The following is a 26,390-nucleotide window of genomic DNA, read 5'->3' as shown; positions in this document are numbered from 1 at the left end:
CTGTGCAAGGATGACACCCTGCCTGAACGCGAAATCGTGCGGACGCTGATCGAACCTCATGGGTGAGTCACTGTCCCTTGGGGACGCAACGTTTTTTGCCAAGGATCGATATGACCAACCTCAACACCCAGACCACTTTCGTGCCCGGACGGCTGGAACAGATGTCCACGCGCGTGGCTTTTTTCATCGCCGGGTTTGGCATTGCCGCGTGGGCGCCGCTGGTGCCTTACGCCAAGGCGCGGGCCGGGCTGGATGAAGGGACCCTCGGTTTGCTCTTGTTGTGTCTGGGGGTGGGCTCGATTCTGGCGATGCCGATGGCCGGGATTTTGGCCGCGCGTTTCGGCTGCCGGCGAGTGCTGAGCGGCGGGACGTTGCTGATCTGCCTCGCCCTGCCGCTGTTGGCGACGGTGTCGTCGATACCCGCGCTGATCGCGGCATTGTTCATGTTCGGCGCGGGCCTGGGCACGGTGGATTCGACGGTGAACCTGCAAGCGGTGATTGTCGAACGGGCCAGCGGCAAGACCATGATGTCGGGATTCCACGGGCTGTTCAGCCTGGGCGGGATTGTCGGCGCGGCGGGCGTCAGTGCCTTGCTCGGCTTCGGCGTTTCACCGCTGGGAGCAATGCTGGTGGTCGTCGTGCTGCTGCTGATCGCACTGTGCAAAGCCGCACCGCACTTGTTGCCATATGGCAGTGAAAGTTCGGGGCCGGCTTTCGCCGTTCCCCACGGCATCGTGCTGTTCATCGGCGGGATGTGCTTCATCGTGTTTCTTGCCGAAGGCGCGGCGCTCGACTGGAGTGCGGTATTCCTGGCGCAGGAACGCGGGATCGACACGGCGTATGCGGGACTGGGTTATGCCGCGTTTGCGCTGACCATGACCGTTGGACGCTTGACCGGAGACGCGATCGTGCGCCGCCTCGGCGCGACACGGGTGGTCGTGTTCGGTGGGCTGACGGCCGCCGGCGGATTGTTTCTGGCCACATTCGCACCGAGCTGGGAGCTGGCACTGGTGGGCTATGCGCTGCTGGGGGCTGGCTGTTCGAACATCGTGCCAGTGCTGTACACCGCCGTGGGCAAACAAACGGTGATGCCGGAAAGCGTTGCAGTGCCAGCCATTACAACGCTGGGTTATGCGGGGATTCTGGCAGGGCCCGCGCTGATCGGATTTATCGCCCACGGCAGCAGTTTGAGTTTTGCCTTCGGGTTGATGGCGGTGTTGCTGGTGGCCGTCGCTATCGGCGGGAAGGTGTTGAAAGTCTAAAAGCATCGCGAGGAAGCTCGCTCCCACATTGATCTTCAGTGGACACAAAATTTGTGTACGACTGCGATCCTGTGGGAGCGAGCTTGCTCGCGATGAAGTCAACGCGGTCTATCAGAACCCGACACTGGCCTGCACGAAGAACGTACGTGGCGCACCGACGTACATGCCCGAGTTGTTGTCGCTGGAGCGGGTGAAGTACTGCTTGTCGAAGATGTTTTTCACGCCGGCACCGACTTTCAGGTTCGACAATTGCGCGCCAAAGTCATAACCGCCCCGCACGTTCCAGGTGACGTAACCCGGAATGTCGCCGTACTGGCCGTCGGCGGTGCCTTCGGTGATGTAGTTGTTGGTGAAGCTGCCGTCGGCATTGACCGCAACGCCCGGTGAGCGCTGTCTGGACTGGGCAAACGCATCGAGGTTGTAGGTCCAGCGGTCGATGTCGTAACGCAGGCCGGCGGTCGCTACCTGACGCGAGTAGAACGGCAGGTCGCGGCCCTGGAAGCCGGGAATCTCGCCTTCATAAACGGCACGCGTGTAGGTGATCCCGGCGTTGGCGGTGAGACCGTCTAGCCGTGAATCCAATGCCGCCATGTCGTAGTGAACCGAAGCCTCGATGCCCCGGTGCGTGGTCGCGCCGAGGTTGGTCCAGCCCGCGTCGTTGCTGATGTACTGCAACTCTTTATCGAAGTCGATGTAGAACAGCGTCACTTCGCCGCCCCACACATCATCGTTGTAGCGCGTGCCGACCTCATAGGTCTTGGCCTTCTCCGGCTCAAGACCATTGGCGGTGTTGTCACCCGTCCCCCCCTGGCCGAGCTGGAAATACTGCAGGCTGCCGAACGAGGTTTCGTAGTTGGCGAACAGCTTCCAGGCATCGGAGATGTGATACATCACGCTCAAGGCCGGCAGCGGCTCGTTGCTTTCGATGCTGCGGTTCTTCTCTGGCACACGCTTGCCAGCGGTGTCGAGCACGGGGCGATCGTGCCAGTCGGTACTGATGTGTTCGAAACGGATGCCGGGGGTGATGGTCCAGTTGCCGACGTCGATTTTGTTATCGACGTACACCGAGTTGGCTTCAGTGCCGCCGGTGCGGTCCTGATACACATGACCATCCGAGGTCTTGGTCACGACCGGCTCGTTGTTGACCAGCGCCAGACGGCTGGCCTCTTCGTGCATACCTTCCTTGAGATAGCGATAACCGACGCTGACTTCCTGGGTGGTCGGGCCGACGTCGAACACGTGGGATACGCGCGGTTCGATGCCGAAGGTGTAATAAGTGCGCGGGAACGAGCCGAGCGTCTTCTGGTCGCGGGCGGCGATGTTGCTGCCACGGAAGCTGTCGGAGTAGTACGTCAGCACTTCGGCCTGGGTGCGGTCATCGATCTGCCGAATCCATTTGAACGACACGTCCTTGCGACGGCCGCTGAAGTTGTCATTGTTGCGATCGGACTGGAACGGATTGGCGTCGTATTGCGCCTGGGTCAGGCCGCCCGGCATGTCGGCGCTGGCGTCGTAGTAATGCAGGTTGAAGCTGAAATCGTCGACATCGGTCGGAGCCCAATGGGTCTTGAGAATCACGTCGTCGATGTCGTTGCCGTTGTTGCGTTCACGGTAACCGTTGCCGTTCACGCCCGAGTACAACAGCGCCACGCCGATGCCGTTGTCCGCCGTGCCGCCGACAAACGCGGTATCGACGTGTTTCCAGCCGCCGTGCTGTGATGTTTCCAGGGTGGTGCCGATTTCCGCGGAGGCTTTTTCCGGGATCGCGCGGGTCACGAAGTTGATTACACCGCCGACGTTCTGCGGCCCGTAGCGCACGGAGCCGGCACCGCGAACCACGTCGATGCTGTCGAGGTTGCCCGAGGAAATCGGCGCCATGGACAGTTGCGGCTGGCCGTACGGGGCGAACGCGGCCGGCACGCCGTCGATCAGCACGGTGGAGCGTGGCGACAGGCGCGAAGTCAGGCCGCGCACCCCAACGTTCAAGGAAATGTCGCTACCGCCGGTGCCATTGGCTTCCTGCACTTGCACGCCGGGCACGCGCTTTAACACGTCACCGACGTTCATCGCTCCCTGCTCGACCATGACTTCGCGGCGAATTACCGTCCGGGCGCCAGGGTGGTTTTGCACCACGGCGGCATCGGCGTCACCGAGCCAGTCGCCGACCACTTTGATGTCGGTCACGCCCAATTCCAGCGGGCCGTTGGCAGCGGAAGACGGCGTGGGGGTCAGGGTCACTGAACCTTCATCGATCTGATACTCAAGACCGCTGCCTTGCAGCAACTGACGCAGGGCCTGTTCCGGCGAGAGATTGCCCTCAACCGCAGGTGCTTGTTTGCCGGCCACCAGCTCAGGGCTGAAGAACACCTGCAGCGAAGTTTGCTGGCCCAGTTCACTCAGAGCCTGGCCCAGGGGTTGCGCCGGGATGTGGATCGCATCGGCAGCAAAGGCCTGAGGCAGCGCAACGTTGACCGCCAGCGCAAGGGCCAGCGGCAACCAAGGGCGGTTGTTTTTAACGGTGGTATTTTTCACGTCGAACGTAGTCCCGTGGATCGCAAGAGTGTGCGCCTGTTAATGCAAACCAGTTGCAGTTGGACTAGAAGACGATGAACTCGAAAAAAACCTGAATCTATTTTGAAATTATTTCCTGACTGCCGTCATCGAGGGTGCGCACGGCCACTGGCAGGATGTTCGGCAAGGCTTTAAGCAGCGCGTCGGTATTGTCGGATTTGAACACGCTGGTCAGGCGCATACTGCCGACTTTGTCGTTGCCGACGGTGAGAGGTTTGTCCCGATAGCGCGACACTTCCTCGGCCACTTCGGCAAGGCTGGCATTGTTGAACACCAGTTTGCCACTGCGCCAGGCGGTCAGCTCCGCCGGGTTAACGGCATACGCCGCCGCGACAGTGCCTTGGGCGTTGATGCGCGCACCGAGGCCGGCGGTGAGACTGATGAATTCGTTGTCGGGCGCACCGCGCCCCTGAACCTTGACCGAGCCCTGCTCCACCACGACTCGGGTTTCGCTGACGCCGCGACGCACATCGAAGCGGGTGCCAGTGACCGTGACCTTGCCACTGCCCGCCTGGACCACGAATGGCCGATCGCTGTCATGCGCGACGCTGAACATCGCCTCGCCTTCCGTCAGCTCGATGGTTCGCTGGCCCTTTTCATACCGCACCTGAAGGAGGCTGCGGCTGTTCAGGTCGATCACCGAACCGTCCGGCAACGCCACATGGCGCCGCTCGCCCAATGCTGTCGAATATTCAGCGCTGTAGGACGTTGGTTGATTCAAACCGCTGAACAGACCCAAGCCAAGTGCCACCGCCAATACACTGGCCGCCACCGCATAACGCATCAGCGGACGACGTTTGCTGCGGGTCGGCGGGGTTTCACACAAAGCTTGCAGACGCGCGGCGGGCACAAGATCCGCCGCCGTCCACAAGCCCTGAAGCAATTGAAATTCGTCGCGATGCTGAGGATGCTCGTTCAGCCACAGCTCGAAGCGTCGATGCTCCTCAATGTCGACGGCCGGCTCCTGCAAACGCACAAACCACCGCGCCGCCTCATCGCGAACCGCTGTTTGCCCGCACGCGCAATCACGAGTATCCATCATGGAAGTTCCTGTTTGGCTGGCGATGAGAAGGCGCGGCGGATCATGATTGCAATCCGTCGAGGCGGTCGCGCAGATGCCGCAGGGTGCGGATCATATACTTTTCCACCGTGTTCTTGGACAGTCCTAGGCGTTCGGCGATTTCCGCCTGGGTCAGGCCCTCGATCTTCTGCCAGACGAACACTTGGCGACAATTGACCGGCAGCTCGGTGAGCGCCCGTTCGATGGAATCAGCCAACTGGATCGCCCGCATGAAATGCTCCGGGTCGTTGGACGACGACACACTGTCATCGATCGCCTCCGACTCCATGGCGCCCCGCCGATCCTCACGCCGATAGCCATCCACCGCGATATTGCGCGCGGTCTGGTGCAAATACGCCCGGGGTTGTTCCACCGCCGCCGAATCGGACTCAAGCACCCGCACGAAGGTGTCGTGGGCCAGATCCTCGGCCTGCTGACGATTTCTCAGGCGACGGGTCCAGGTGCCTACCAACTCTTCGTAATGCTCGAAAAAGCCGTGTCTGCGGGGCAGCTTGGGGGTCATTGCGGTGTGCTGTGAGGACGGGGCGTGAATAGTAATGCTTCCTATTAACCGGAAGCAATGGGGCGCTGAGAGGCGCCCGTTTTTCTACGATGCTCCGTCGTCTCTGAGGCCGACTTCGCGAGCAAGCCCGCTCCCACATGATCCCGAGCGATCACAAACCTTGCATTGACTGAAGATCCCTGTGGGAGCGGGCTTGCTCGCGAAGGCGCCAGATCAATCACCCATCTTTGACTGATTCACATCGAGCGAGCGCCCGTCTTTCTACGCTGAAACCTGCCCCTGTAATCGTCGCCCCACAACATCCAGCAAATCACAGCCATCGCGCAGTGAAGTCACCAACACTCTCGCCAGCTCACTGTGGACACCTTCGCCACACGCAAAACTTTCCAGCAGTTGCGTTGCGGTACGAATGCGGTAGGCCGCGGTTTCATGTAACACGTCCAGTGGCGCTTCAGTGTCGATCAGCAATGACGGGACGCTGCAGTCGATGCCGGTAACAGGCATGTATCGATCCATGACGAAAAACCTCCATTGGGAAAAGAACACAACTACTCAACGTTGGCCGTTGGACGGCACTTAAGACGCCCCCCGGGGCGGCTCCAGGTTATCCAGCGCTCGATTGACCAACAGCTCGCCAATTGCGGACAGTTGCTGGATGGTCAATATGATTTGGCGACGCGGCCCCTCCAGTTCCCGAGCGAGATCGGTGGCCATCACACTCAGGGAAGCAAGCGTTTCCGAGGCGTGACAGAGCATGGCTTCCGTATCGGCATCCGGTACTACGGTGAAGAAATGGCTGGCTGATTCGGGACGTTTGTGATTGCGCAGGGGCACGCTGACGAGTTGTTCGGAGACTTTAGAGGGCTTGGGTGAATGGACGGTGTCGCGGGCCGGAAGGCCTGACTGTTCGGTTGCAATTGGGGTGGCTTTTTTCATGTCGGAGCTCCTTTCAAGGTTGAGAAAGCGTCAATCTCTTGCCAACCAAAATTGGTTGACGGTTATACATGGCGGACCGGTAGATTTATTACCAGAAAATTCCATTTTATTAATCAAACAAATTTACATCTGTGTAATTAAATGATTCGTAACCGGCCGATCATTTTTAAATTCAAACAGTTCCAGACCTTAATCGCCAATACTCCATCACCCCAACAAACTTCTGGCACTTCCTAATTACTGTAAGACAATTCGTCAGACTTGGTAGGTAGCTTCTTACATACAGTGACAGCGCCAAATTACACAATGAAAAACCATTTCATCGTTGCGCGACTCGCTTGAAAAAATTCATTTTTTGTTCGGGTGACAGGTGTGTAGGATGTTGCACTCAAAGAGAGTCATCCCCGTACGCATGACCTATTGCAACAACAAGCAAATGGCAGATATTGAATGCACAAGAAAGACAGAACAGAAAAATTAAAAAACAACATCAAGTACCTGATAAAAAGCCGGGGAGAGACTCGGCTTTCCTTGTGCAACTCCAGCGGCTTGACCCGAACAACCATCTACAACATCCTGGAAGGAAAGGTTGTCCATGTACAACAATCAACCATTCGAAAGATATCGGATTTTTTTGGCGTGTCTTATCAGGAGATAGAAACGGTAGACTTTGAAGAAAAAGAAACAATAGAGAGTAGCTTCTCCCCACTCGGAAACATGAATCCGGCAGCGGTGCCAATTATTAGAGAGAGTATGCTGCTTCAGAGCCTGGACAAAAGAATTGGTGAGTTGGCTATCACGCATCCGCTGACCTATTACTTCGGCACGGCCTGTAATTTGATAGGTGTGCTTCTCGAGAATGAAATCAGTGAAATGAACGAGGCGGGGGATATTTTGATAGTCAAAAGGGGCTTATCAAATGGCAGCGCAGACAAGTTAGGGTACGACAAAGTAACGAATAGACTAACCATAGCCAGCGGCAATTACTTTAACTCGGACACCACTTGTATTATTGGAGATATTTTAGAGGAAAGGTTTAATGGAAAATAGGAATGAACTCGAAAACAGCAAATACAAATTACTGGGATTTGAAAAAAGCAAAAACCTTGTCGTCATCATGGTTATCTCTACAGGAAAAATCGTAAAAGTAAAGCTAGGCGAAATATTGAGAAGCGAAATAATAGACAACCTAAACAAGGTAGAAATCAAGGACATTTATCGAAAATATTATTCTGGTGGTACTGCATTAACCACCTACGAAATGAATGATCGCCACGAAAGGTCGTGGATGACGTACGTTGCCCTCAACCTACTGCTTTTCGCACTTTACATCTTCACAAATGTTGCCGCGACGAAACTTGTATACATAGAATTATTTGACATAGTTGTGACTCCTGGCGTTTTTCTATACCCACTGACGTTTTTAGTAGTCGACATACTAAATGAATCTTACGGCCTTAGACTCGCAAGACGAGCCATACTGTTCGCTTTCGCAAGCAATGCGTTTATCATCATCTTACTAAGTGGAACTAGCTATCTTCCCGGCTTAGCCGGTTGGAAACTCGACGAACCCTACAGCGAGGTGATTACGCATGTGTCATCTGTGTTAATAGCCTCCTGTATATCTTTCCTTTTCTCTGAATACGTCAACTCTTATCTTTTGTGCAGGATAAAAGAACTAACAAATTCCAGATTTCTATTTTTACGAGTTTTCTGCAGTACTTTTTTTGCAGTGATAATAGATAGCTTTCTATTTTGTTTTATTGCGTTTTATGGAACCATGCAAAATAGCGACATACTCCATATCGTCTATGTTCAAATAGCTATAAAAATGTGCTTCGCAGTTTTCAACGTTTTGCCTGCCTACGGAGCAAGATCACTATTTAAAAAATATATAACTGGAGGCCAGCCTATATAAAGACTGCAGGAGGTAGTGTGATGTTCTCTAAATAACTTTTCTGTGGTCTTGGCTACACTTCCTCTGTCATCCAGCGCTCGGGGGAACGCAAGTGAACGCCCAAGAGATTGTCCTCAGCCCAGAAGAACAAGCCGAACTGAGCCGCCGAGTACGCTCGGCCACGATCAGCCAGCGCTACGGCCGTCGTGCGCTCGTTTGACCGGTTTCTCACGCCCCACGATCACCGCTTCATGCATGAAGTTTCAATTCCAGACCGATAAGCCCACAAGGATAAAGACAAAATCATGAGATCAGCATCACTGCAAAGCCGCTTCGAAAAAGTTGCAACAAACAAATCTATGCAAGAGTTTGGCAAAATGTTCATTGAGGCATTACCCAGACATCTTGGAAATTTAAAGATACCAGGCCGGACTATAGTCGAGAGTCTCAGAAGAGAACCTCTGTTCGCGCAGGTCGAGCAAACAGCCGAAATTCAGAACGCAATGCATGAGGTGCTCGTCCACCCAATTACTCAAGAGGCTCAAACCCACGCCGAAAATGCGTTCAACGCATTCCTAGGAAAAAATGAGACCGATGCCGGTGTTTTGAAATTTTTCAATGGTTGGAATGAAACCCATAAAACAACTAGCTTGGTCTCCGCCAAAATCATTATGCGTTTATCAGCGGATGCTCTATCCATATCCGCCGAAAACAGAGCCGGCTATAATAATGTTATGGCACATATGCATGAGGTCGCGAAAGACGACTTTGGCCTCGGACATAAAGGCCATGATGGCATGTACGGCTATATGACGGCAGCCTTTGGCGCGCAAGGCTGGGTGAATAGTCAGTATGAGGTTTATGAGTGTGAAGAGTTTTCGGCATTCCTGTACGACACTGGCGTGGCGAAACATAAGTCACCTATGGACTCTATTGAGCATAAACAATCCATCATGGATGCTATGATGGTTTCCATCGCTTCAGAGCTTTGGAACGGACGTGAATATAATTTCATCGCTCAACACATTGAAGAAAAGCTTCTTTCTTTCAATCCATTATTGAGTAGCAACGTTCAAAACCTGCGAAATGCAAAAGGTTATATATTTGGCCACGCTGGCGAGGTGGAAAATAAGCATGGATTACACGCTTTAGCTGCAGCACAAACTTATGGTCGAACGGTAGACCTAAAATTTGATATTGATCGCCTCAAAGAAATAATGCTTGATTACAACAAGCGTGTCGGAAAGGCGTTCAGCTCTTTGCATGTGGCATTGACCTCGACAAGCTAATGCATCGCGGACGCTCACTTTGACTCCTCTTATACCCGAATCTACCAATGCCTTATCATATGGCATCAATCAGGCTATGTGCTAGCTGGCAAATTAAGGTAGGAAACCATGAGATACTCCGACCAATCTATTTGAACTGCACTGTAGGTTGATCGGAACGCCTAAGCAGCATAATACTTATAAATCAAATGTAATAATTCTTACTAATTAACGAAAATTGCGACTGGATACTTAATGGACTTTGAGCACGTATTAATCGCGTTAGGTTTTTTTGCTTTTTGCGGCGGCTTGATTGACGCAGCAGTTGGCGGAGGTGGATTGGTACAGGTACCAGCACTTATACACAGTTTACCCGGTCATAGTCTTGCTACAGTTCTTGGAACTAATAAACTAGTTGTTTTAGCGGGCAATCTCTCGTCCATATCTACTTATTTGAAAAGAATTAGAATTGTATGGAAGCTTATGCTTCCAACTATGATTTCAGCATTTATATTTGCATTCCTTGGTGCTCTATCAGTTTCTCTCATTCCAAAAAAATTTATGGAATATGTTGTTTTTATTATCTTGATTGCAATGGCGATTTATACCTTTATCAAAAAAGACTTAGGCCGATTCAGCTCTGACATCCAATGCGGCAGGAAAGAAATCCTGCTTGGAATTTTTTTCGGAGGTTTAATCGGCTTTTATGATGGAATCTTCGGTCCGGGCAGCGGCAGCCTCCTTCTTTTTATTTTTGTGAAATACTTCGGATTCGATTTTCTGAATGCTTCAGCTTCAGCAAAACTTGTTAATTTTGGAACATTTAGCGCCGCACTGATGTTTTTCATCCCTTCCGGCAACATTTTATGGACTGTAGGTGGAGTCGTTGGCCTATGTAATATTGCAGGCTCTCTCACTGGAGTATTTCTAGCTCTGCGTTATGGAAGCGGTTTTATTCGAATATTTTTTCTGATTTTACTTCTGTTCCTCATCGGGAGGATGGGAGTGTCCATATTCCTTTAACCTTCATTTATCTTATTACGCAGCGGTCCCTCCCCGCCTCCATCAATGGGACAGCTACAGGCCAACACATTCCAAGGTTGGTCTCCGCCCCTTCGCAAAGCTTGGATATTTTACCTGGTATCCGGATGGAGCGAAGGTAGCCAGTGCGCAGTTGTTGCGTAGTAATCATTACCCGGTAAATCTCTGTCGTCTCTGAGGCCGCCTTCGCGGGCAAGTCGGATCGCCGCACCGCCTCTCCCACATTGACCGCGCTCCTACTGAAGGAACGCAGTCAATGTGGGAGAGGCGGTGCGGCGATGCGACTTGCCCGCGACACCGCCAGTTCAATCACCCCATCTTTGCCTGATTCACATCGAGCGAACCACCTGACGACCGGCAATAAAAATAAATTGCCAGCAAATATGACATGCATCATATTACGTACGTAATTAAATGCCGTTTCCTACAGGTAATCTTCCATGACCAGCATGTCCCCCGTTGAGCCCGACCTGGCTGTCTCGGTAACCACTCCAAAGCCTCCCCTGCTCAAGCGCCTGCTCCTGTCGACACTGGGCATCGCTGCACTGGCGCTGGCCGGTGTGTACGCCGCGCATTGGTGGACCGCCGGACGTTTCATCGAGGAAACTGACGACGCCTACATTGGTGGCGACGTGACGGTGATTGGGCCGAAAGTCGCCGGTTACATCGAAGAAGTGCTGGTCACCGACAACCAGAAAGTGAAGGCCGGTGATGTGCTGATCCGCCTCGATTCCCGCGACTACCGGGCCAATCTCGTCAAGGCCGAGGGCGCAGTCGCCGCAGAAGAAGCGTTGCTCGCCAACCTCGACGCCACCGAACAACTGCAACACGCGGTGATCGGTCAGGCCCGTGCCGGGATCGATGCCGCTGGCGCCGAAACCGCCCGTTCGCGGGATGATAATGCCCGCTACAAGCGCTTGGTCAGCACCCATGCTGTTTCGGTGGAAAGTGCCCAGCGCGTCGACGCCACCTTCAAGACCGCCCAGGCACAAAGTGCTCGCGCCCAGGCTGAACTGCTGGCGGCGCAACGCCAACTGAATGTAATCGCCACGCAGAAACGGCAAGCTCGTGCCGCGCTGATGCAGGCCCGCGCCGAGCGTGATCTGGCGCAACTGAACGTCGACTACACCGAGTTGCGCGCACCGATGGATGGGGTGATCGGCAATCGCCGGGCGCGGGTCGGTGCGTATGCGCAGGCCGGTTCGCAGCAGTTGTCGGTGGTGCCGGCGAGTGGGCTGTGGGTCGATGCCAACTTCAAGGAAGATCAACTGGCGCACATGACACCCGGCCAACGTGTGGTCATTCATGCCGACGTGCTCTCGGGTCAGGCATTCCACGGCCACCTCGACAGCCTGGCGCCAGCCAGCGGGTCGCAATTCAGTGTGCTGCCACCGGAAAACGCCACCGGCAACTTCACCAAGATCGTCCAACGGGTGCCGGTGCGCATCCTGCTCGATCCGGCCGATGGCGTGCTCGGTCATCTGCGTCCGGGCCTTTCAGTAACTGCTGAAGTGGATACGCGCAAGGAGCCTGAAACCCCAGCCGTCGCCAGCGCACCATGAGCCGCGCCCTCGCCGTTCCCGCGCAACCGTTCAACGCTGCAGACATGGCGACGGCGACCAAGGTCTTCGCCTTCGCCACGATGTGCATCGGCATGTTCATTGCGCTGCTGGACATCCAGATTGTCTCCGCCTCATTGCGCGATATCGGTGGCGGACTCTCGGCGGGCACTGACGAAACCGCGTGGGTGCAGACCAGTTACCTGATCGCCGAAATCATCGTGATTCCGCTGTCCGGCTGGCTGTCTCGCGTGTTCTCGACACGCTGGCTGTTCTGCGCTTCCGCGGTGGGTTTCACCCTGGCCAGTCTGCTCTGCGGCGCGGCGTGGAATATCCAGAGCATGATCGCCTTCCGGGCCCTGCAAGGTTTTCTGGGTGGCTCGATGATCCCGCTGGTGTTCACCACCGCGTTCTTTTTCTTCACCGGCAAACAACGGGTGATCGCCGCCGCGACCATCGGCGCGGTAGCGTCATTGGCGCCGACGTTGGGGCCGGTCATCGGTGGGTTCATCACCGATGTTTCTTCCTGGCACTGGCTGTTCTACATCAACCTGGTGCCGGGGATTTTCGTCGCGGTGGCGGTGCCGATGCTGGTGAAAATCGATCAACCGGAATTGTCGCTGCTCAAGGGTGCCGACTACCTGAGCATGCTGTTCCTGGCGCTGTTTCTCGGCTGCCTGGAATACACACTTGAGGAAGGCCCACGCTGGAACTGGTTCAGCGACCGCACGATTCTGACCACCGCATGGATCAGCGGCCTGGCCGGCCTGGCATTCATCGGCCGAACCTTGCACGTGGCCAATCCGATTGTCGACTTGCGCGCCCTGAAAGACCGCAACTTCGCCCTCGGCTGTTTCTTCTCGTTCGTCACCGGGATCGGCCTGTTCGCTACTATTTACCTGACGCCACTGTTTCTTGGTCGAGTGCGTGGTTACGGGGCGCTGGACATTGGTCTGGCGGTTTTCTCCACCGGGGTATTCCAGATTCTGGCGATTCCGCTGTACGCCTTTCTGGCCAACCGCATTGATCTGCGCTGGATCATGATGACCGGCCTTGGGTTGTTCGCGTTATCGATGTGGGATTTCAGCCCGATCACCCATGACTGGGGGGGCAAAGAACTGATGTTGCCGCAAGCCCTGCGCGGGATTGCCCAGCAACTGGCGGTGCCCCCCGCGGTCACCCTGACCCTCGGTGGACTGGCGCCCGCCCGGCTCAAGCACGCGTCGGGGTTGTTCAATCTGATGCGAAACCTCGGCGGCGCCATTGGCATCGCCGCGTGCGCCACAATCATCAATGACCGGACCAACCTGCACTTCACCCGGTTGGCGGAAAACCTCAACAGCACCAACGAAGCCCTGAACCAGTGGCTGTTCCAAGTCGGCAACAATTTTGCCGCCCTCGGCCAAAGCGGTGACACCGGCGTCACCGCCAGCCTGCATCAGTTATGGCAGCTGACCTACCGCGAAGCGCAGACACAAACCTACGGCGATGCATTTCTGATGATCGGGGTCTGTTTCGTCATCGCCACGGCGATGGTGCCTTTGATGCGCAAGGTGCAGCCACCGGCCGCGCCGAGTGCGGATGCTCACTGATCGACCCGTCAGGCCTGGGGGGTTTTGCGAAAGCCGACAGCCAGGCGATTCCAGCTATTGATGGTGGAAATCGCCACGGTCAGGTCGACCATTTCCTTGGGGGTGAACTGCGCGGAGACCGCTGCGTAGTCTTCGTCTGGTGCGTGGGTCAGGCTGAGCTGGGTCAGGGATTCGGTCCAGAGCAGCGCAGCACGCTCGCGATCGGTGAAGAACGGTGCTTCGCGCCAGGCCGTCACAGCGAACAAGCGACGCGGTGTTTCCCCGCCCTTGACGGCATCGGCGGTGTGCATGTCGATGCAGAACGCGCAGCCGTTGATTTGCGAGGCACGCAGCTTGACCAGTTCAATCAGGGTCTTTTCCAGTGGCAGCTTCGAAACAGCGGTTTCCAGGGCGATCATGGCTTTGAGCGCATCAGGAGACGCGGTGTAGAAATCGATACGAGGTTTCAAGGGGAGTCCAGCAACAAATGGGGTGGCACTAAATTAATCCCGCACGCCCAACGCTCAAATAGCCAATATTTCAGAAGTCGAGGAGACCATTGCGGCGCGCCGGAAAATAATCGGCATCAAGACAGTTGCACCCACATTAAATCGCCGGTGGGAGCGGGCTTGCTCCGGCCGGCGTTCCGACGAACCGCGCAGCGGCCATCCACCAAAAATCCCTAAGCCCGACTTCGCAACCACTGCAAAAACCCCTTCTTCGCCACCATCTTCGGTGCTTCCTGAGTCAACGTCTGTGCCTTGTGCAAACGGAAATCCAGCAACGCCTTCATCGCTTCGCCGATGTCATGCCGCGCATCCAGGCACGGTTTGAGGTAATCCTTTTCGATCCGGTACAGGCTGCAAGCCGTCTTGGCGGTGAAGTCCGCTGGCAACGCCGTGTCCGACAGGATCCCACCCTCGCCGATCACCTCGCCCGGCCCCATGCGCCCGGACTCGAACTTGACCCCGGCGCGGCTCAGCGCCACCGACACCACACCGGATTCGATGATGAACAAATGATCGCTGACCTCTCCCGCCGGCAGGATGATTTCCCCGGGGCGGAAAGTTTGTAGGGTCATGTGCTGGCTGAAGGTTTCTTTCTCTTCCTGGCGCAGGGTGGAAAAGATGGCGGAGCTTTCGAGCAACGCCCGTGGCCGCGAAAGGCTGGCCGGCGCATTCGATTCGACGCTGGACAACAGGCTCACGCCCGACGCCTGTAAGTGCCGGAACGCCAGGTCAAACAGCAGATTGCGGACCATGCGTTTCTGATCCATCGAAACCACGAAGCCGCTGATTTCGTACTCCACGCCGGTGGCCGTTGAACCTTTCAGTGCGACGCACGGCGCCGGTTTGTTCAGCAGATAACGGCAACCCTCCATTGCCCGTTCCAGCGCGTCGATCACCGTCTGCGGGCGCGCGTGCGGACTGAGTTGCAGGCTGATCGACACGCCGAAAATGTCGCTCGGACGACTGAAGTTGATGATCTTGGCTTTCGCCGCCAGCGAGTTGGGAATTACCGCCATGCTGCCCTGGGCGGTTTGCAGACGCGTGGCGCGCCAGTCGATGTCGATGACCCGTCCTTCGGTGCCGTCGATGGAGATCCAGTCATCCAGTTGATAGGGTTTGGTGGTATTGAGGACAATCCCGGAGAACACGTCACTGAGGGTGCTTTGCAATGCCAGGCCGACGATAATCGCCAACGCACCGGAGGTGGCCAGCACGCCTTTGACCGGCAGGTCGAGCACGTAGGCCAGCGCCGCGATGATCGCGATCAGGAAAATCACCGCACCGAGCAAATCCTGGAGCAAGCGCCCGGTATGCCCGACTCGTTGCATCATCACCGCGCCGATCAGCACCGTCAGCGTTCGTGCCCCGAACAGCCACCAACCAATCTGTAAACCGGTCGCCGCCAGGTGCAACGGCACATTGTCGGCCCAGGGCGCGGGCTCCAGCGGGTTCAAGCCTTCGTTAAACAGCAGCATGCTGAATAGCGCGAAAATCAGCAACCGCACCACCAACTTCCAGTTGCTGCCATTGGCACTGATCAGCCGCCACAATCCCAGGTCGATCAGGATCAGGACCAGCGCGAAGATCAACGGGTGATTGGTGAGCAACGACAGCATCAAGCAACTCCAGCCATGTACGAATGGGCACAGTGTAGGAGCAATTGATGCCTTCAGAACAATACAAAACACTGTGGGAGCGGGCTTGCTCGCGAAAGCGATGTAACAGTCAACGTAGATGTTGAATGTTAAGCAGCCTTCGCGAGCAAGCCCGCTCCCACATTAGGTTTTGTGGTGTCAGTGATTACTTGCTGTTGGTCAGGATGTTGTAGCTGGTCATCAAATTGCGGTAGTCCGGGATGTGGTTGGAGAACAGGCTCGCCAGGCCTTCCACGTCGTTGCGCCAGTCGCGGTGCAGTTCACACGCCAGGCCGAACCAGGTCATCAGTTGCGCGCCGGAGGACGACATGCGGTCCCAGGCCGATTGGCGGGTCAGCTCGTTGAACGTGCCGGAAGCGTCGGTCACCACAAACACATCGAAGCCTTCAGCCAGGGCCGACAGCGCCGGGAACGCCACGCACACTTCAGTCACCACACCAGCGATGATCAGTTGCTTCTTGCCGGTGGCCTTGATCGCCTTGACGAAGTCTTCGTTGTCCCAGGCATTGATCTGGCCAGGACGGGCAATGTATGGCGCGTCCGGGAACAGCGCTTTGAGCTCGGGCACCAGCGGACCGTTGGGGCCGGTTTCGAAACTGGTAGTGAGGATGGTCGGCAATTTGAAGTACTTGGCCAGGTCGGCCAGTGCTAGCACGTTGTTCTTGAAACGGTCCGGTTCGATGTCCCGCACCAGAGACAGCAGGCCCGCCTGATGATCGACCAACAGAACGGCGGCGTTATCTTTGTCGAGACGTTTGTAAGAAGTAGTCATTGCAGTAGTCCTCGCGTGTTATCGATGCCGAGAGTTCGGCGAACAGGTGTCTTGATTGATGTTCAGACGCAGCCAGGCAAGCCTAGTCAGTCAAGCCTGGCGCGGTGCAACCGTATATCTTTGTTTCAACTGCTCATCCGTCCAAACCGGCCGGACTGGAAGTCAGCAAAGGCCTGGTGAATCTCTTGCTCGCTGTTCATCACGAACGGGCCGTGGCCGACGATGGGTTCGTCGATCGGCTCGCCGCTGAGCAGCAACACCACGGCATCGTTATTGGCTTCCAGACTGATCTGGTTGCCATTGCGTTCGAACAACGCCAACTGCCCTTCGCGCACCAGCTCCAGGCCGTTGACCTGAACCGTACCGCGCAGCACGACCAACGCGGTGTTGCGGCCTTCATGAAGGTCGAGGGTCAGTAACTTGCCGCCGTTTAGGCGCAGGTCCCAGACGTCGATCGGGGTGAATGTCCGCGCAGGACCGGTGCGGCCGTCGAAATCGCCAGCGATCAAGCGCACGCTGCCGGCGTTGTCATTGAGCGGGATGCTCGGGATGTCGCCGTCGAGAATCGTCTGGTAACCGGCGTCGGCCATTTTGTCTTTGGCCGGCAGGTTGACCCACAGCTGGACCATTTCGAGGGTGCCGCCGGTTTTGGCGAAACCTTCGGAGTGGAATTCTTCGTGGAGAATTCCCGAGGCGGCGGTCATCCATTGCACATCGCCCGCGCCGATCTTGCCGCCGCTGCCGGTGGAGTCGCGGTGCTCCAGTTCGCCCTTATAAACGATAGTCACGGTTTCGAAACCACGGTGCGGATGCTGACCCACACCACGACGCTCGGTGGTCGGGGTGAATTCAGCGGGACCGGCGTGATCCAGCAGCAAAAACGGGCTGATGTGTTTGCCCAGGTTGTCATAGGAAAACAGCGTACGCACCGGAAAACCGTCGCCGACCCAATGGGTCCGTGGGCTGGTGTAAACGCCAATGATGTTTTTCATGCTGCCTCCAAATCTGTGATTTGACGCGATGGACAAAGCTTAAAACCGAACCCTTTGGTGCGCTAGACTGCAAAAATCAGCCTTAGCGTTCTATATGGAGAACGATGGTGGAAGACCTCAACACCCTCTACTACTTCACCCAAGTGGTGGAACATCAGGGTTTCGCCCCGGCCGGGCGGGCGCTGGACATGCCCAAATCGAAGCTCAGCCGGCGCATCGCCGAACTCGAAGAACGGCTCGGCGTACGTTTACTGCACCGCACCAGCCGGCATTGCTCGCTGACCGAAATCGGTCAGGCCTATTACCAGCGTTGCCTGGCCATGCGCGTCGAAGCGGAAAGCGCCGCCGAACTGATCGAACGCAACCGCTCCGAACCTCAAGGACTGGTGCGCATCAGTTGCCCGACCGCACTGCTCAACTCCTGGGTCGGGCCGATGCTGACCCGCTACATGCTCAAATACCCATTGGTGGAGTTATTCATCGAGAGCACCAACCGCCGCGTCGACCTGATCCACGAGGGTTTCGACATTGCCCTGCGCGTACGCTTTCCGCCGCTGGAAAACACCGACATGGTGATGAAGGTGCTGGGCAACAGCACCCAATGCCTGGTGGGCAGCCCGGCGTTCGCTGAGCGGCTGTCGTCGCCCGCCACCCCGGCCGACCTCAGCGGTTTGCCGAGCGTGCACTGGGGCGCGGCGCAACGTGAATATCAGTGGGAATTGTTCGGCACGGACGGCGCCAGTGCGCTGATTCGGCACGCGCCGCGCATGGTCACCGATGACCTGCTGGCCTTGCGTCACGCGGTGCTCGCGGGCATTGGCATCGCGCATCTACCCAGCGTGGTGGTGCGCGATGACACCGCCGCCGGACGCCTGGTGGAACTGGTGCCGGGCTGGGCGCCCAAGTGCGGGATCGTCCACGCGATCTTCCCGTCGCGCCGTGGCCTGCTGCCGTCGGTGCGGGCGTTGATCGACTTTCTGGGGGAAGAGTTCAGCCGCAGCGATATTGCGTGAGGGACTCGACACGCGGGGCTGGCGGAGTTTTTATTTCGGGCATAATATAAGCGCAGATTACAACCATAATATTCGCCCGTCCGAGGACATGATCATGCAAAGCCCCAACCGAGAAGCCACCCTCGCCCGATGGATTGCACAGGAAGAAGCCATGCGCACACGTCTGGCCAGCCCCGGCAGTCTGTCGATGGCCGAGGTCAGCGCGCTGTCTCCCACCGAATTCTTCGACGGCATCGGCAACGGTGAACTGCCCTCGCCGCCCATTGGCACGCTGATGGATTTCATCCCCATCGAATGGTCGGCCGGGTTGTTCATCTTTCAGGGCACACCGGATTCTCGGCATTACAACCCGTTGGGCAGCGTGCATGGTGGCTACGCGGCGACCTTGCTGGATTCGTGCATGGGTTGCGCCATTCACACGCAGCTGAAAAAGGGCCAAGGGTATACGACGCTGGATCTGCGCATCAGCTATGTTCGGGCGTTGACCGGCGCCAGTGGACCGGTGCGCGCCGAGGGCAAGATTGTCCATCTGGGACGTTCGACAGCGCTGGCCGAGGGGCGGATTTATGATGTGGATGGGCGGTTGTATGCGACGGGGTCGACGACTTGCATGATACTTGAGGCTCGGGTGTAAGGCGTTAAACCGAGTCACGGCCTTCGCGAGCAAGCCCGCTCCCACATTGGATATTCAGTGCACACAAAATCAATGTGGCCTGCACCTGACCAGTCCCAAAGGCTTCGCGCCGAACTGAACGTCAACCCTGCGCCAGGCGTTGGTCCAGCCGCGTCATGGCCTGCTGCAGCTGATCGACAGCGGCGTCGATCTGCGCCGCATGGCCTTCACTGCAGGCGCGCTCGAGTGCCTCGCAACACTCGATCAGGCTGACCGCCCGAACCATCAAAGCCCCGCCCTTGATGCGGTGCGCGAGCGTGCGAAGCACCTGCTGATCGCCGTTCGTATGCGCCTCGAGCAGTTCATCGCGATCCGTGCGATTGGTCATGACCACGTCGCGCAACAACTGCGTGATCAATTCATGGTCGTCGCCGACGTATTGCTGCAGACCGCTCAAGTCGATTTCGGGTACTGCAAGGGTTTCGATAACGGGCACCGGCTCCCCCGCAAACCTCGAGGCCAGCCAGACACTCAAGTCCGCCAGCCGGATTGGTTTGAACAGGCAGTCGTCCATGCCCGCCTCCAGGCAACGGGCCTTCTCCTCGGGTTGCGCATTGGCGGTAAATCCCAGAATCAGCGTAGCCGGCAATCCCTGCGCACGCTCTTCATCGCGTATTGCTCCGGCCAATTCATAACCGTCAAGCACTGGCATGCTGCAATCGGTAATGAGGACATCGAATTCGTATTCACTCCACTTTTCGAAACCTTGCTGACCATCCTCCGCGACCATCACACTGTGCCCCAGATAGCTCAACTGCCGGGACATCAACAGGCGGTTTGCCGGGTAATCATCGACCACTAGAATCCTCAACGGACGAGTCTGCACCGGGCCTTCGCTTTCGATCACTCCGTTACAGGCAATGGGTTTCAACACGGGCAGATCAAGGCTGACATTGATCCGCGTTCCGTGCCCCAGGACGCTGTCTAGCTGTAAGCGGCCGCCCATCATTTCGCACAAAGTGCGGCTGATCACCAGTCCCAACCCGGAACCATTGCGACCCGATTGCTGGCTGTTTTCAGCTTGCACAAACGGACTGAACAGTCGCTGCTGATCGACCGCACTGATGCCGACGCCCGTGTCGACGATGCTGACGTTGACTGCCAGATGTCCGGAAATATCAGGCTCGACCACCAGCGTCAGGCTGACTTCGCCGTCAAGGGTAAACTTGATCGCGTTGCTCACCAGATTGGTCAGCACTTGCTTGAACCGCGTGGGGTCGATCAACACGTCGCGGTCGCTTCGGTCGTCCAGTTCGACACGCCACTCCAGGTTCTTCTGCCTTGCCAGACCTTCGAAGACCCGGCATACCGACTCGACCAGCGAGCGCAAATTGGCGCGCTCCGGTGTCAGGGACAAGTGCCCGGACTCAATGCGCGCGATGTCCAGAATGTCGCCGATCACTGCCAGTAACTGTTGCCCGGCATTGGACGCCACTTCGATCGCCCCACGGTCAGTGACGCCCTCGTCCGCTCGCTTCAGCGCCAGTTCGAGCATACCGAGCAGAGCATTAATCGGTGTACGGATTTCATGGCTCATGGTCGCCAGAAACGTGGTTTTGGCTCGGTTGGCATCGTCCGCCGCGTCCTTGGCGTCCTGCAATTGGCTAAGCAATTGTTGGCGCAGGGCGATCTGCCGACGTTGCCAGGCGATGCAGGCCAACGCCAGCAACAGCGCAGTGCCGGCGGCGGCAAAGGCCTGGAGAATGTCCTGACGGTGGCCCAGCCAGAAACTTGGCTCGACCATCAGATCATTGCGCCAGTAACGGGTCATATCATCGATTTCTTCGGGTGCGATGCTGAGCAGCGCCTTGTCCAGAATCGAATGCAGTACCACCGCATCACGACCGGTCGCCAGCGTGGCGCGGGCCGGGTCGGTACCAACGGTACTGGTCACTTGCAGCCGGTCCCGATACTGCCGGGAAATCACGACCCGGGCACCGATCAGTGAGTTGATGCCACCGTCAGCCTTGCCCTGGGCAACCATTTCCATCGCTTGTGCCGTCAATGGCGCATTGATCAGTTCAATCCGCGGGTAGTGCTGACGAATGAATTCACCCGCACTGTTGCCCTGAGTGACAGCCAGCGTTTTGCCCGCCATGTCATCCAGTGTTCGAGGGCTGTCCGACGCGACACGCGTCACCAGCACATTAGGGCTGGTCAAAAACGATCGGGTGAAGCGCAATTCGGTTTCACGCTCGATGCTGGGGCTTATCCCGGCGACCAGATCGACCTGTCCGGTCCTGATCCATTCCAGCATTTCAGCCACTGATCGGGTCGGTTGAATGTCGAACTTCAAGCCTGTGCGCAAGCTGATTTTTGCCAGCACATCAATGCTGATGCCCCGGTACTTTCCCTCACTGTCGATGAAAGAAATAGGCATGAGGTTTTCGTTGATCGCCACTCGCACGCGCGGATGATCGTCGAGCCAGCGTTGCTCGACCACGCTGAAGTGCGGGGCTTGAGTGCCTGCAATAGAGGTCCCGCTGCCACCCCATCGCCGCAGAATGTTCATCCGCTCATTGGTCGGGATTGCCGTCAGCGCCCGATTGACGATGCGTTGCAACTGCTGGTTGTCGCGGCTCATTGCGAACGCGAAACGCCCGGACTCCATAGGGGAAAAATCGGCCAGTTGCACATTGTTGAGGTAGTTTTTGCTGATCAGATAGTTGGCGCTGATGGCATCGCCAAGGAAAGCGTCCGCCTGACCGAACGCTACGGCTCCCACCGCCTCAAGCGTCGAGGGATACAGCTCGACTTTCGCCTTGGGATAAAATGCCCGCACTTGCTGCTCGGGCAAATAGTGGTACAGCACCGCCAGCCGTTTACCGGCCAGCTCGGGATCAAGCGGCGCAGTCGAATCCGTGCGGGTCAGCACGACGGGTTGATCGTCCGCATAGGCACCGGACATCCGCAACTGTGAATCCTCGACCTCATAACGATTGGCTGTTCCCAGCAAATCAGCCTTTGCTTCCTTGATCGCCCGCACCGCATCGCCCCGCGTTGCATAGCGTTGAACGACGATTTCCACGTGCAACAGCTGCATGAGCAGCCCGGCATAATCAGCCGTCAACCCTTCATAATCGGTGCCGGTGGTGATGTCGAAGGGCGGATAATCCGGCGCCGAGACGGCCAGCTTCAAATGGCCCTTTTGCCTCAATACGCGCGAATCGGCATCCGACAGTTTGACGTCGTAGCCGTCGACGCTGGAGCGTCCCAGCAATGTCAGTGTTTGTGGCTGCGCGCAGACGCTGGATATCCAGAGACAGCCAATCAGTACGAGAGATGCCAGATAAGGCAAGCGTCGGAAAGTCTTCATTCAGATCAGATGATTGCGCTTGGCGTAATCCCGCAGGTGCACCGGGGAATCCACGTCGAGTTTTTCTGTCAATCGCGTTTTGTAGGTACTGACCGTCTTGTGGCTGAGGTTCATGATTCCGGCGATTGCCTTGTTGCTCATGCCTTGGGCCAGGTACCGAAAGATCGTCAATTCGCGGTCGGAAAGTTTACCGATCTTCTCCGTTTCGCTGCGTAGCAATGAATCCATCGACACCGAGCTCGAAGAGAGCCGGGCGAAAAAGTGGTAACCCGCTATCACCGCCTCCACGGCCTTGCGCAATTGCTCCAGATCGTTGGTCTTGGACACATACGCCGAGGCACCGGCACGCATGCAGCGATCCTGATAATGAACGGGATCTTGCGAGGAAAAAACCAGGCTGCGACACCGCTCACCACTGGCCTGAATCCGTACCAACACATCCACCCCGTCAAGACCGGGCATACTAATGTCCAGCACCACCAGTTCAGGCTGGTGTTCACGTATCATCGGCAAGACCTCGTTGCCATTGGATACCTGATGAATCAGTTTGAATCCCATCTGTTTAAGCAGCATCGCGACTGCAGCGCAAACCACCGGATGATCGTCTGCTATCAGCGCTGACTTCATGGCAACTCCCTGTGCGAATACGACGATTGGGCCAGGAATGCCCATGGGTCAGACCTTGGTTAGACGCATAGCTGCGCGAAGACTTTTGCACGGAAAACAGCACAAAACTACCTGACAGAAATGACAGTGCCGACGAACGGTAACCGAGGATCAACAGTTGCCATCAACCGTTGAACGCATGCCAGATCAGGCAGAGTGGCGTTGCTCACCTGCACCTTCGGCTGCCCACACGCAGGAATCGACGGCAACTTCATCTGCTCGCCTTCATAGATCAATGCATGGCGAACTTGCGGGTTATCGAGGAAAAAATCGGGCAGGTTCAACGCCTCGCCCGATAACGCAGCATTGACCACCACCAGATCGAAAGACACGTCGCCGTATTCAATCAGGGTCAGCAATTCCTCAAGGCTTTGTGCTGGTGCTACTCGGTAGTAGCCGAGCTGGTTGAACAGGCGCTCGATTCTCATCCGCTGAAAATGTTGCTCGTCGGCAATCAGGATACGTAACGCTTTGTTCGGCAACCGGGGCCCCCAGAAGGGTTTCAGATTCATGAGGCCGCAAGGCTACGGAAGAGCCAAGGAGCTTTCTGTAGGACTATTCCTAAAAATCAGGGCGCCATCTCCGGAAGAGGGGAAAAATAAAGTCAAAAGATCGCAGCCTGGGCAGCCCGACCACGAACCAGCCGGACGGGAACAGGGTTTGATGGTCCGGGGTGTTGGCGTCGAACAGGTACCACATCAAGGCAAACGTGGTGATGTCGAATATCGAGCTGATCGGGCCGAAGAACAGCATGAAGCGCCCGACATCCGCCGGCTGCCAGCGCTAGATTTGTGGTGTTTTTGAAGGCCCCTTCGCGAGCAAGCCCGCTCCCACATCAGACCTGTGTACGCAGGACCCGATGTGGGAGCGGGCTTGCTCGCGAAGGTGGTCTGACAGGCTGCGAAAATCTTAACTGGCAGTCGCCAACAACAAATCCACCACCGAACGACCTTGCCCACGCGCCTTGCCGTGCTCATACAACGACCCGGCAATCTCATCCGCGCGAATCGGCAGGATCGACAGCAAGGTGTCGCTCAACCCGTGGCTCGCCTGGCAGAAGCCCTGCATGTAGATGCCCGCCTTGCAGCGCTCATCGGTGATCAGCTTGTAGTTGCGGTCCACTTCGAAATCACCCAGGAACTCTTCCAGCGGTGCCAGCAGTGTGCGGTGCATCTGACGCTCATAACCGGTGGCCAACACCACGGCGTCGTAATGACGAACCGTGACCTCACCGGTGGCATTGTTGCGCACCGCCAGCTCGATGCCACGCTCGGTGGCGGTGGCTTTTTCGATCGTGGTCAGAGTACGAAACGCATGGCGCGCAATGCCCGAGACTTTCTGCCGATAGAAAATCCCGTAGATGCGCTCGATCAGGTCGATGTCCACCACCGAATAGTTGGTGTTGTGGTACTCGTTGACCAAGCGCTCACGTTCGCTGCTCGCCTGCTGGAACACCAGGTCGGTGAACTCCGGCGAGAACACTTCGTTGACGAACGGGCTGTCATCCGCCGGCTTCAGCGCCGAGCCGCGCAGAATCATGTCCACCTGCACCGACGGGAAGCTGTCGTTCAAATCGATGAAGGCTTCCGCCGCGCTCTGCCCGCCGCCGATGATCGCGATGCTCATCGGTTGATTATTCACGCACGGCTGCCTGGCCATCTGCGCCAGGTACTGCGAGTGATGGAACACTCGGCCGTCATCCTTCAACGCCTTGAACGCTTCGGGAATGCGCGGGGTGCCGCCGGCACTCACCACCACTGAACGAGTGGTGCGCACGTGTTGCTGGCCTCGGGTATCGCGGGAGATCACGCGCAATGCTTCGACCTGCTGGTTGTGCAGCACGGGCTCGATGGTCAGCACTTCTTCACCGTAACGGCTCTGCCCGGCGAATTGCCCGGCGACCCAGCACAGGTAGTCGTTGTATTCCATGCGGCACGGATAGAACGTGCCCAGGTTGATGAAGTCCACCAGACGGCCGTGGTGCTTGAGGTAGTTGACGAAGGAATACGGGCTGGTCGGATTGCGCAGGGTCACCAGGTCCTTGAGGAAAGAGATCTGCAATTCGCTCTGGGTCACCAGGGTATTGCCGTGCCAGCGATAGTCCGCCTGCTTGTCGAGAAACAGCACATCCAGTTCGCCCTGGTTCGGTGCGCGCTCTTGCAGAGCGATGGCCAGCGCCAGGTTCGAAGGGCCGAAACCGACGCCGATCAGGTCGTGAACGATGGGCGATGCAATTGCCTGTGTCATTTCCAGTCCTCTGGATGTACCCCTCAACAGTGGGGAGTAAGCCTAAGTGACCTGGCCAGCAGGTCGTCTGTTGAGGGAACGAGGACAGTGAAATAAAATTTAATACTGTTTTTTACGAAGCAGAGATGATCAATGGGCATCCCACTGACGCATCCGCACGCGGCAGTGCTTCATCGCATTGACGATGTGCTTCTCGACCAGCGCCCGGGAAATGCCTAGATGTTCGGCAATTTCCGGGTGCGACAGGCCATCGATCTTGCGCAGCAGGAAACTCTCGCGGCACAGCCGTGGCAACTCTGCCAATGCACGCTGAAGCATCTCCAGGCGCTGACCGTGATCGAGGCAGTTGTGCGGGGACGGGGTGAAGTAGCGCTCTTCACTGTCGAGCACTTCCAGCGGCTCGACCTGACGCAAGGCATTGCGCCGATGGTCGTCGATCACCAGATTGAGCGCGGTGCGATACAGGAAAGCCCGGGGCTGCTCGATCGGCGAGTCACTGGAACGTTCGAGAACCCTCAGATAAGCGTCATGCACCACATCTTCGGCCACCTGACGGTTGCCCAGCTTGGCGTTGAGGAAACACACCAGCTCGCGATAGTAGTTTTCCAACCATGACTCCCGGCCGCACGGGTGCGGTTTCTATCCTTGAGCCACCGCGACGACCGCCGAAATAGGCAGTGGCACGATAGTGGCAGTTCGAGGTGCGTAATTTATAGTAATTCTCATATAGATTTAAAGCGCTGTTTCGATTCGCCTGACAAATCACCACAAAAAATGTGGGAGCGAGCTCGTGTGGCGAGCGGATTTATCCCCGTTGGGCTGCGGAGCGGCCCCGGCATTTCAAAGTTTACATCGCGTA

Annotated in this window: 23 protein-coding genes and 1 pseudogene; 9 read left to right on the top strand and 15 right to left on the bottom strand. The window is 56.8% G+C overall.

The window, feature by feature from the left end; genetic code table 11:
- Window positions 1-110: 110 nt before the first annotated feature.
- On the top strand, window positions 111-1,262 hold the full coding sequence (locus tag ACYZT9_RS09520) for an MFS transporter (protein WP_462009559.1): 1,152 nt from the start codon (window positions 111-113) through the stop codon (window positions 1,260-1,262).
- Window positions 1,263-1,373: 111 nt separating this feature from the next.
- On the opposite strand, the gene ACYZT9_RS09515 is transcribed toward ACYZT9_RS09520, so the two are convergent.
- The 5 genes from ACYZT9_RS09515 to ACYZT9_RS09495 form a co-directional block, all read right to left on the bottom strand.
- Window positions 1,374-3,794 carry a TonB-dependent siderophore receptor gene (locus ACYZT9_RS09515; protein WP_462009558.1) on the bottom strand — a complete coding sequence of 807 codons (2,421 nt, stop codon included), beginning with the start codon at window positions 3,792-3,794 and terminating at the stop codon, window positions 1,374-1,376.
- Between the two features lie 97 nt (window positions 3,795-3,891).
- Complete coding sequence (locus ACYZT9_RS09510; protein WP_462009557.1) at window positions 3,892-4,875, bottom strand: FecR family protein; 984 nt, start codon at window positions 4,873-4,875, stop codon at window positions 3,892-3,894.
- 40 nt (window positions 4,876-4,915) lie between these two features.
- Window positions 4,916-5,416 (bottom strand): sigma-70 family RNA polymerase sigma factor, encoded by a 501-nt coding sequence (locus ACYZT9_RS09505; protein ID WP_462009556.1) that lies wholly within the window; start codon window positions 5,414-5,416, stop codon window positions 4,916-4,918.
- A gap of 261 nt (window positions 5,417-5,677) precedes the next feature.
- A complete protein-coding gene (locus ACYZT9_RS09500) occupies window positions 5,678-5,932 on the bottom strand; it encodes a hypothetical protein (protein WP_462009555.1) in 255 nt (84 codons plus the stop codon).
- 60 nt (window positions 5,933-5,992) lie between these two features.
- On the bottom strand, window positions 5,993-6,352 hold the full coding sequence (locus ACYZT9_RS09495; RefSeq protein ID WP_462009554.1) for a DUF6124 family protein: 360 nt from the start codon (window positions 6,350-6,352) through the stop codon (window positions 5,993-5,995).
- A 450-nt stretch (window positions 6,353-6,802) separates the two neighbouring features.
- Between ACYZT9_RS09495 and ACYZT9_RS09490 the strand changes: the two genes are divergently transcribed.
- From ACYZT9_RS09490 to ACYZT9_RS09465, 6 genes are all read left to right on the top strand, one after another.
- Entirely contained in the window at window positions 6,803-7,402 is a 600-nt protein-coding gene (locus ACYZT9_RS09490) for a helix-turn-helix transcriptional regulator (RefSeq protein WP_462009553.1), read from the top strand.
- On the top strand, window positions 7,392-8,270 hold the full coding sequence (locus ACYZT9_RS09485) for a queuosine precursor transporter (RefSeq protein WP_462009552.1): 879 nt from the start codon (window positions 7,392-7,394) through the stop codon (window positions 8,268-8,270). Before ACYZT9_RS09490 ends, ACYZT9_RS09485 begins: the two co-directional genes overlap by 11 nt.
- A 284-nt stretch (window positions 8,271-8,554) precedes the next feature.
- The gene (locus ACYZT9_RS09480) at window positions 8,555-9,538 is read left to right on the top strand and encodes a hypothetical protein (RefSeq protein ID WP_462009551.1); all 984 of its coding nucleotides are present in this window, start codon (window positions 8,555-8,557) and stop codon (window positions 9,536-9,538) included.
- A 234-nt stretch (window positions 9,539-9,772) separates the two neighbouring features.
- Window positions 9,773-10,540, top strand: a complete 768-nt coding sequence (locus tag ACYZT9_RS09475) for a sulfite exporter TauE/SafE family protein (RefSeq protein WP_462009550.1) — start codon at window positions 9,773-9,775, stop codon at window positions 10,538-10,540.
- Between the two features lie 458 nt (window positions 10,541-10,998).
- Window positions 10,999-12,120, top strand: a complete 1,122-nt coding sequence (locus ACYZT9_RS09470; RefSeq protein ID WP_462009549.1) for an HlyD family secretion protein — start codon at window positions 10,999-11,001, stop codon at window positions 12,118-12,120.
- A complete protein-coding gene (locus ACYZT9_RS09465) occupies window positions 12,117-13,709 on the top strand; it encodes a DHA2 family efflux MFS transporter permease subunit (protein WP_462009548.1) in 1,593 nt (530 codons plus the stop codon). Before ACYZT9_RS09470 ends, ACYZT9_RS09465 begins: the two co-directional genes overlap by 4 nt.
- A gap of 8 nt (window positions 13,710-13,717) precedes the next feature.
- Here the strand turns inward: ACYZT9_RS09465 and ACYZT9_RS09460 are convergent, their stop codons facing one another.
- From ACYZT9_RS09460 to ACYZT9_RS09445, 4 genes are all read right to left on the bottom strand, one after another.
- Window positions 13,718-14,158 (bottom strand): carboxymuconolactone decarboxylase family protein, encoded by a 441-nt coding sequence (locus tag ACYZT9_RS09460; RefSeq protein ID WP_462009547.1) that lies wholly within the window; start codon window positions 14,156-14,158, stop codon window positions 13,718-13,720.
- A 212-nt stretch (window positions 14,159-14,370) separates the two neighbouring features.
- Window positions 14,371-15,813: a mechanosensitive ion channel domain-containing protein gene (locus ACYZT9_RS09455; protein ID WP_462009546.1), complete on the bottom strand. Its 1,443-nt coding sequence runs from the start codon at window positions 15,811-15,813 to the stop codon at window positions 14,371-14,373.
- A gap of 184 nt (window positions 15,814-15,997) precedes the next feature.
- Complete coding sequence (gene ycaC, locus ACYZT9_RS09450; RefSeq protein ID WP_462009545.1) at window positions 15,998-16,624, bottom strand: isochorismate family cysteine hydrolase YcaC; 627 nt, start codon at window positions 16,622-16,624, stop codon at window positions 15,998-16,000.
- Window positions 16,625-16,749: 125 nt separating this feature from the next.
- On the bottom strand, window positions 16,750-17,616 hold the full coding sequence (locus ACYZT9_RS09445) for a pirin family protein (RefSeq protein ID WP_462009544.1): 867 nt from the start codon (window positions 17,614-17,616) through the stop codon (window positions 16,750-16,752).
- A gap of 104 nt (window positions 17,617-17,720) precedes the next feature.
- Between ACYZT9_RS09445 and ACYZT9_RS09440 the strand changes: the two genes are divergently transcribed.
- Window positions 17,721-18,629, top strand: a complete 909-nt coding sequence (locus tag ACYZT9_RS09440) for a LysR substrate-binding domain-containing protein (protein ID WP_462009543.1) — start codon at window positions 17,721-17,723, stop codon at window positions 18,627-18,629.
- A gap of 94 nt (window positions 18,630-18,723) precedes the next feature.
- Complete coding sequence (locus ACYZT9_RS09435; RefSeq protein ID WP_462009542.1) at window positions 18,724-19,263, top strand: PaaI family thioesterase; 540 nt, start codon at window positions 18,724-18,726, stop codon at window positions 19,261-19,263.
- A gap of 121 nt (window positions 19,264-19,384) precedes the next feature.
- Here the strand turns inward: ACYZT9_RS09435 and ACYZT9_RS09430 are convergent, their stop codons facing one another.
- The 6 genes and pseudogenes from ACYZT9_RS09430 to ACYZT9_RS09405 all read right to left on the bottom strand — a co-directional run bounded on the left by ACYZT9_RS09430 (window position 19,385) and on the right by ACYZT9_RS09405 (window position 26,140).
- Entirely contained in the window at window positions 19,385-22,618 is a 3,234-nt protein-coding gene (locus ACYZT9_RS09430; RefSeq protein WP_462009541.1) for a transporter substrate-binding domain-containing protein, read from the bottom strand.
- Window positions 22,619-23,245 carry a response regulator gene (locus ACYZT9_RS09425; RefSeq protein ID WP_462009540.1) on the bottom strand — a complete coding sequence of 209 codons (627 nt, stop codon included), beginning with the start codon at window positions 23,243-23,245 and terminating at the stop codon, window positions 22,619-22,621.
- A 107-nt stretch (window positions 23,246-23,352) separates the two neighbouring features.
- Window positions 23,353-23,766 carry a response regulator gene (locus ACYZT9_RS09420; RefSeq protein WP_462010187.1) on the bottom strand — a complete coding sequence of 138 codons (414 nt, stop codon included), beginning with the start codon at window positions 23,764-23,766 and terminating at the stop codon, window positions 23,353-23,355.
- A gap of 142 nt (window positions 23,767-23,908) precedes the next feature.
- A pseudogene (locus ACYZT9_RS09415) lies at window positions 23,909-24,067 on the bottom strand (hypothetical protein); the annotation flags it as partial.
- A 126-nt stretch (window positions 24,068-24,193) separates the two neighbouring features.
- Complete coding sequence (locus ACYZT9_RS09410; protein WP_462009539.1) at window positions 24,194-25,531, bottom strand: lysine N(6)-hydroxylase/L-ornithine N(5)-oxygenase family protein; 1,338 nt, start codon at window positions 25,529-25,531, stop codon at window positions 24,194-24,196.
- A 129-nt stretch (window positions 25,532-25,660) separates the two neighbouring features.
- Window positions 25,661-26,140: a sigma-70 family RNA polymerase sigma factor gene (locus ACYZT9_RS09405; RefSeq protein ID WP_462009538.1), complete on the bottom strand. Its 480-nt coding sequence runs from the start codon at window positions 26,138-26,140 to the stop codon at window positions 25,661-25,663.
- Between the last annotated feature and the right edge of the window lie 250 nt (window positions 26,141-26,390).

The sequence above is a fragment of the Pseudomonas sp. ZT5P21 genome (assembly GCF_054897785.1).
Note: the sequence above shows the minus strand (reverse complement) of the source record. Positions and strands in the feature narration are given on the sequence as shown.

Bases quoted from the DNA above. Each gene is read 5' to 3' on its own strand.
- ACYZT9_RS09520 (WP_462009559.1), top strand. From the start codon at position 111: ATGACCAACCTCAACACCCAGACCACTTTCGTGCCCGGACGGCTGGAA.
- ACYZT9_RS09410 (WP_462009539.1), bottom strand. From the start codon at position 25,531: ATGACACAGGCAATTGCATCGCCCATCGTTCACGACCTGATCGGCGTC.
- ycaC (WP_462009545.1), bottom strand. From the start codon at position 16,624: ATGACTACTTCTTACAAACGTCTCGACAAAGATAACGCCGCCGTTCTG.
- ACYZT9_RS09470 (WP_462009549.1), top strand. From the start codon at position 10,999: ATGACCAGCATGTCCCCCGTTGAGCCCGACCTGGCTGTCTCGGTAACC.
- ACYZT9_RS09465 (WP_462009548.1), top strand. From the start codon at position 12,117: ATGAGCCGCGCCCTCGCCGTTCCCGCGCAACCGTTCAACGCTGCAGAC.
- ACYZT9_RS09445 (WP_462009544.1), bottom strand. From the start codon at position 17,616: ATGAAAAACATCATTGGCGTTTACACCAGCCCACGGACCCATTGGGTC.
- ACYZT9_RS09485 (WP_462009552.1), top strand. From the start codon at position 7,392: ATGGAAAATAGGAATGAACTCGAAAACAGCAAATACAAATTACTGGGA.
- ACYZT9_RS09435 (WP_462009542.1), top strand. From the start codon at position 18,724: ATGCAAAGCCCCAACCGAGAAGCCACCCTCGCCCGATGGATTGCACAG.
- ACYZT9_RS09490 (WP_462009553.1), top strand. From the start codon at position 6,803: ATGCACAAGAAAGACAGAACAGAAAAATTAAAAAACAACATCAAGTAC.
- ACYZT9_RS09425 (WP_462009540.1), bottom strand. From the start codon at position 23,245: ATGAAGTCAGCGCTGATAGCAGACGATCATCCGGTGGTTTGCGCTGCA.
- ACYZT9_RS09510 (WP_462009557.1), bottom strand. From the start codon at position 4,875: ATGATGGATACTCGTGATTGCGCGTGCGGGCAAACAGCGGTTCGCGAT.
- ACYZT9_RS09495 (WP_462009554.1), bottom strand. From the start codon at position 6,352: ATGAAAAAAGCCACCCCAATTGCAACCGAACAGTCAGGCCTTCCGGCC.
- ACYZT9_RS09480 (WP_462009551.1), top strand. From the start codon at position 8,555: ATGAGATCAGCATCACTGCAAAGCCGCTTCGAAAAAGTTGCAACAAAC.
- ACYZT9_RS09505 (WP_462009556.1), bottom strand. From the start codon at position 5,416: ATGACCCCCAAGCTGCCCCGCAGACACGGCTTTTTCGAGCATTACGAA.
- ACYZT9_RS09475 (WP_462009550.1), top strand. From the start codon at position 9,773: ATGGACTTTGAGCACGTATTAATCGCGTTAGGTTTTTTTGCTTTTTGC.
- ACYZT9_RS09430 (WP_462009541.1), bottom strand. From the start codon at position 22,618: ATGAAGACTTTCCGACGCTTGCCTTATCTGGCATCTCTCGTACTGATT.
- ACYZT9_RS09455 (WP_462009546.1), bottom strand. From the start codon at position 15,813: ATGCTGTCGTTGCTCACCAATCACCCGTTGATCTTCGCGCTGGTCCTG.
- ACYZT9_RS09440 (WP_462009543.1), top strand. From the start codon at position 17,721: ATGGTGGAAGACCTCAACACCCTCTACTACTTCACCCAAGTGGTGGAA.
- ACYZT9_RS09500 (WP_462009555.1), bottom strand. From the start codon at position 5,932: ATGGATCGATACATGCCTGTTACCGGCATCGACTGCAGCGTCCCGTCA.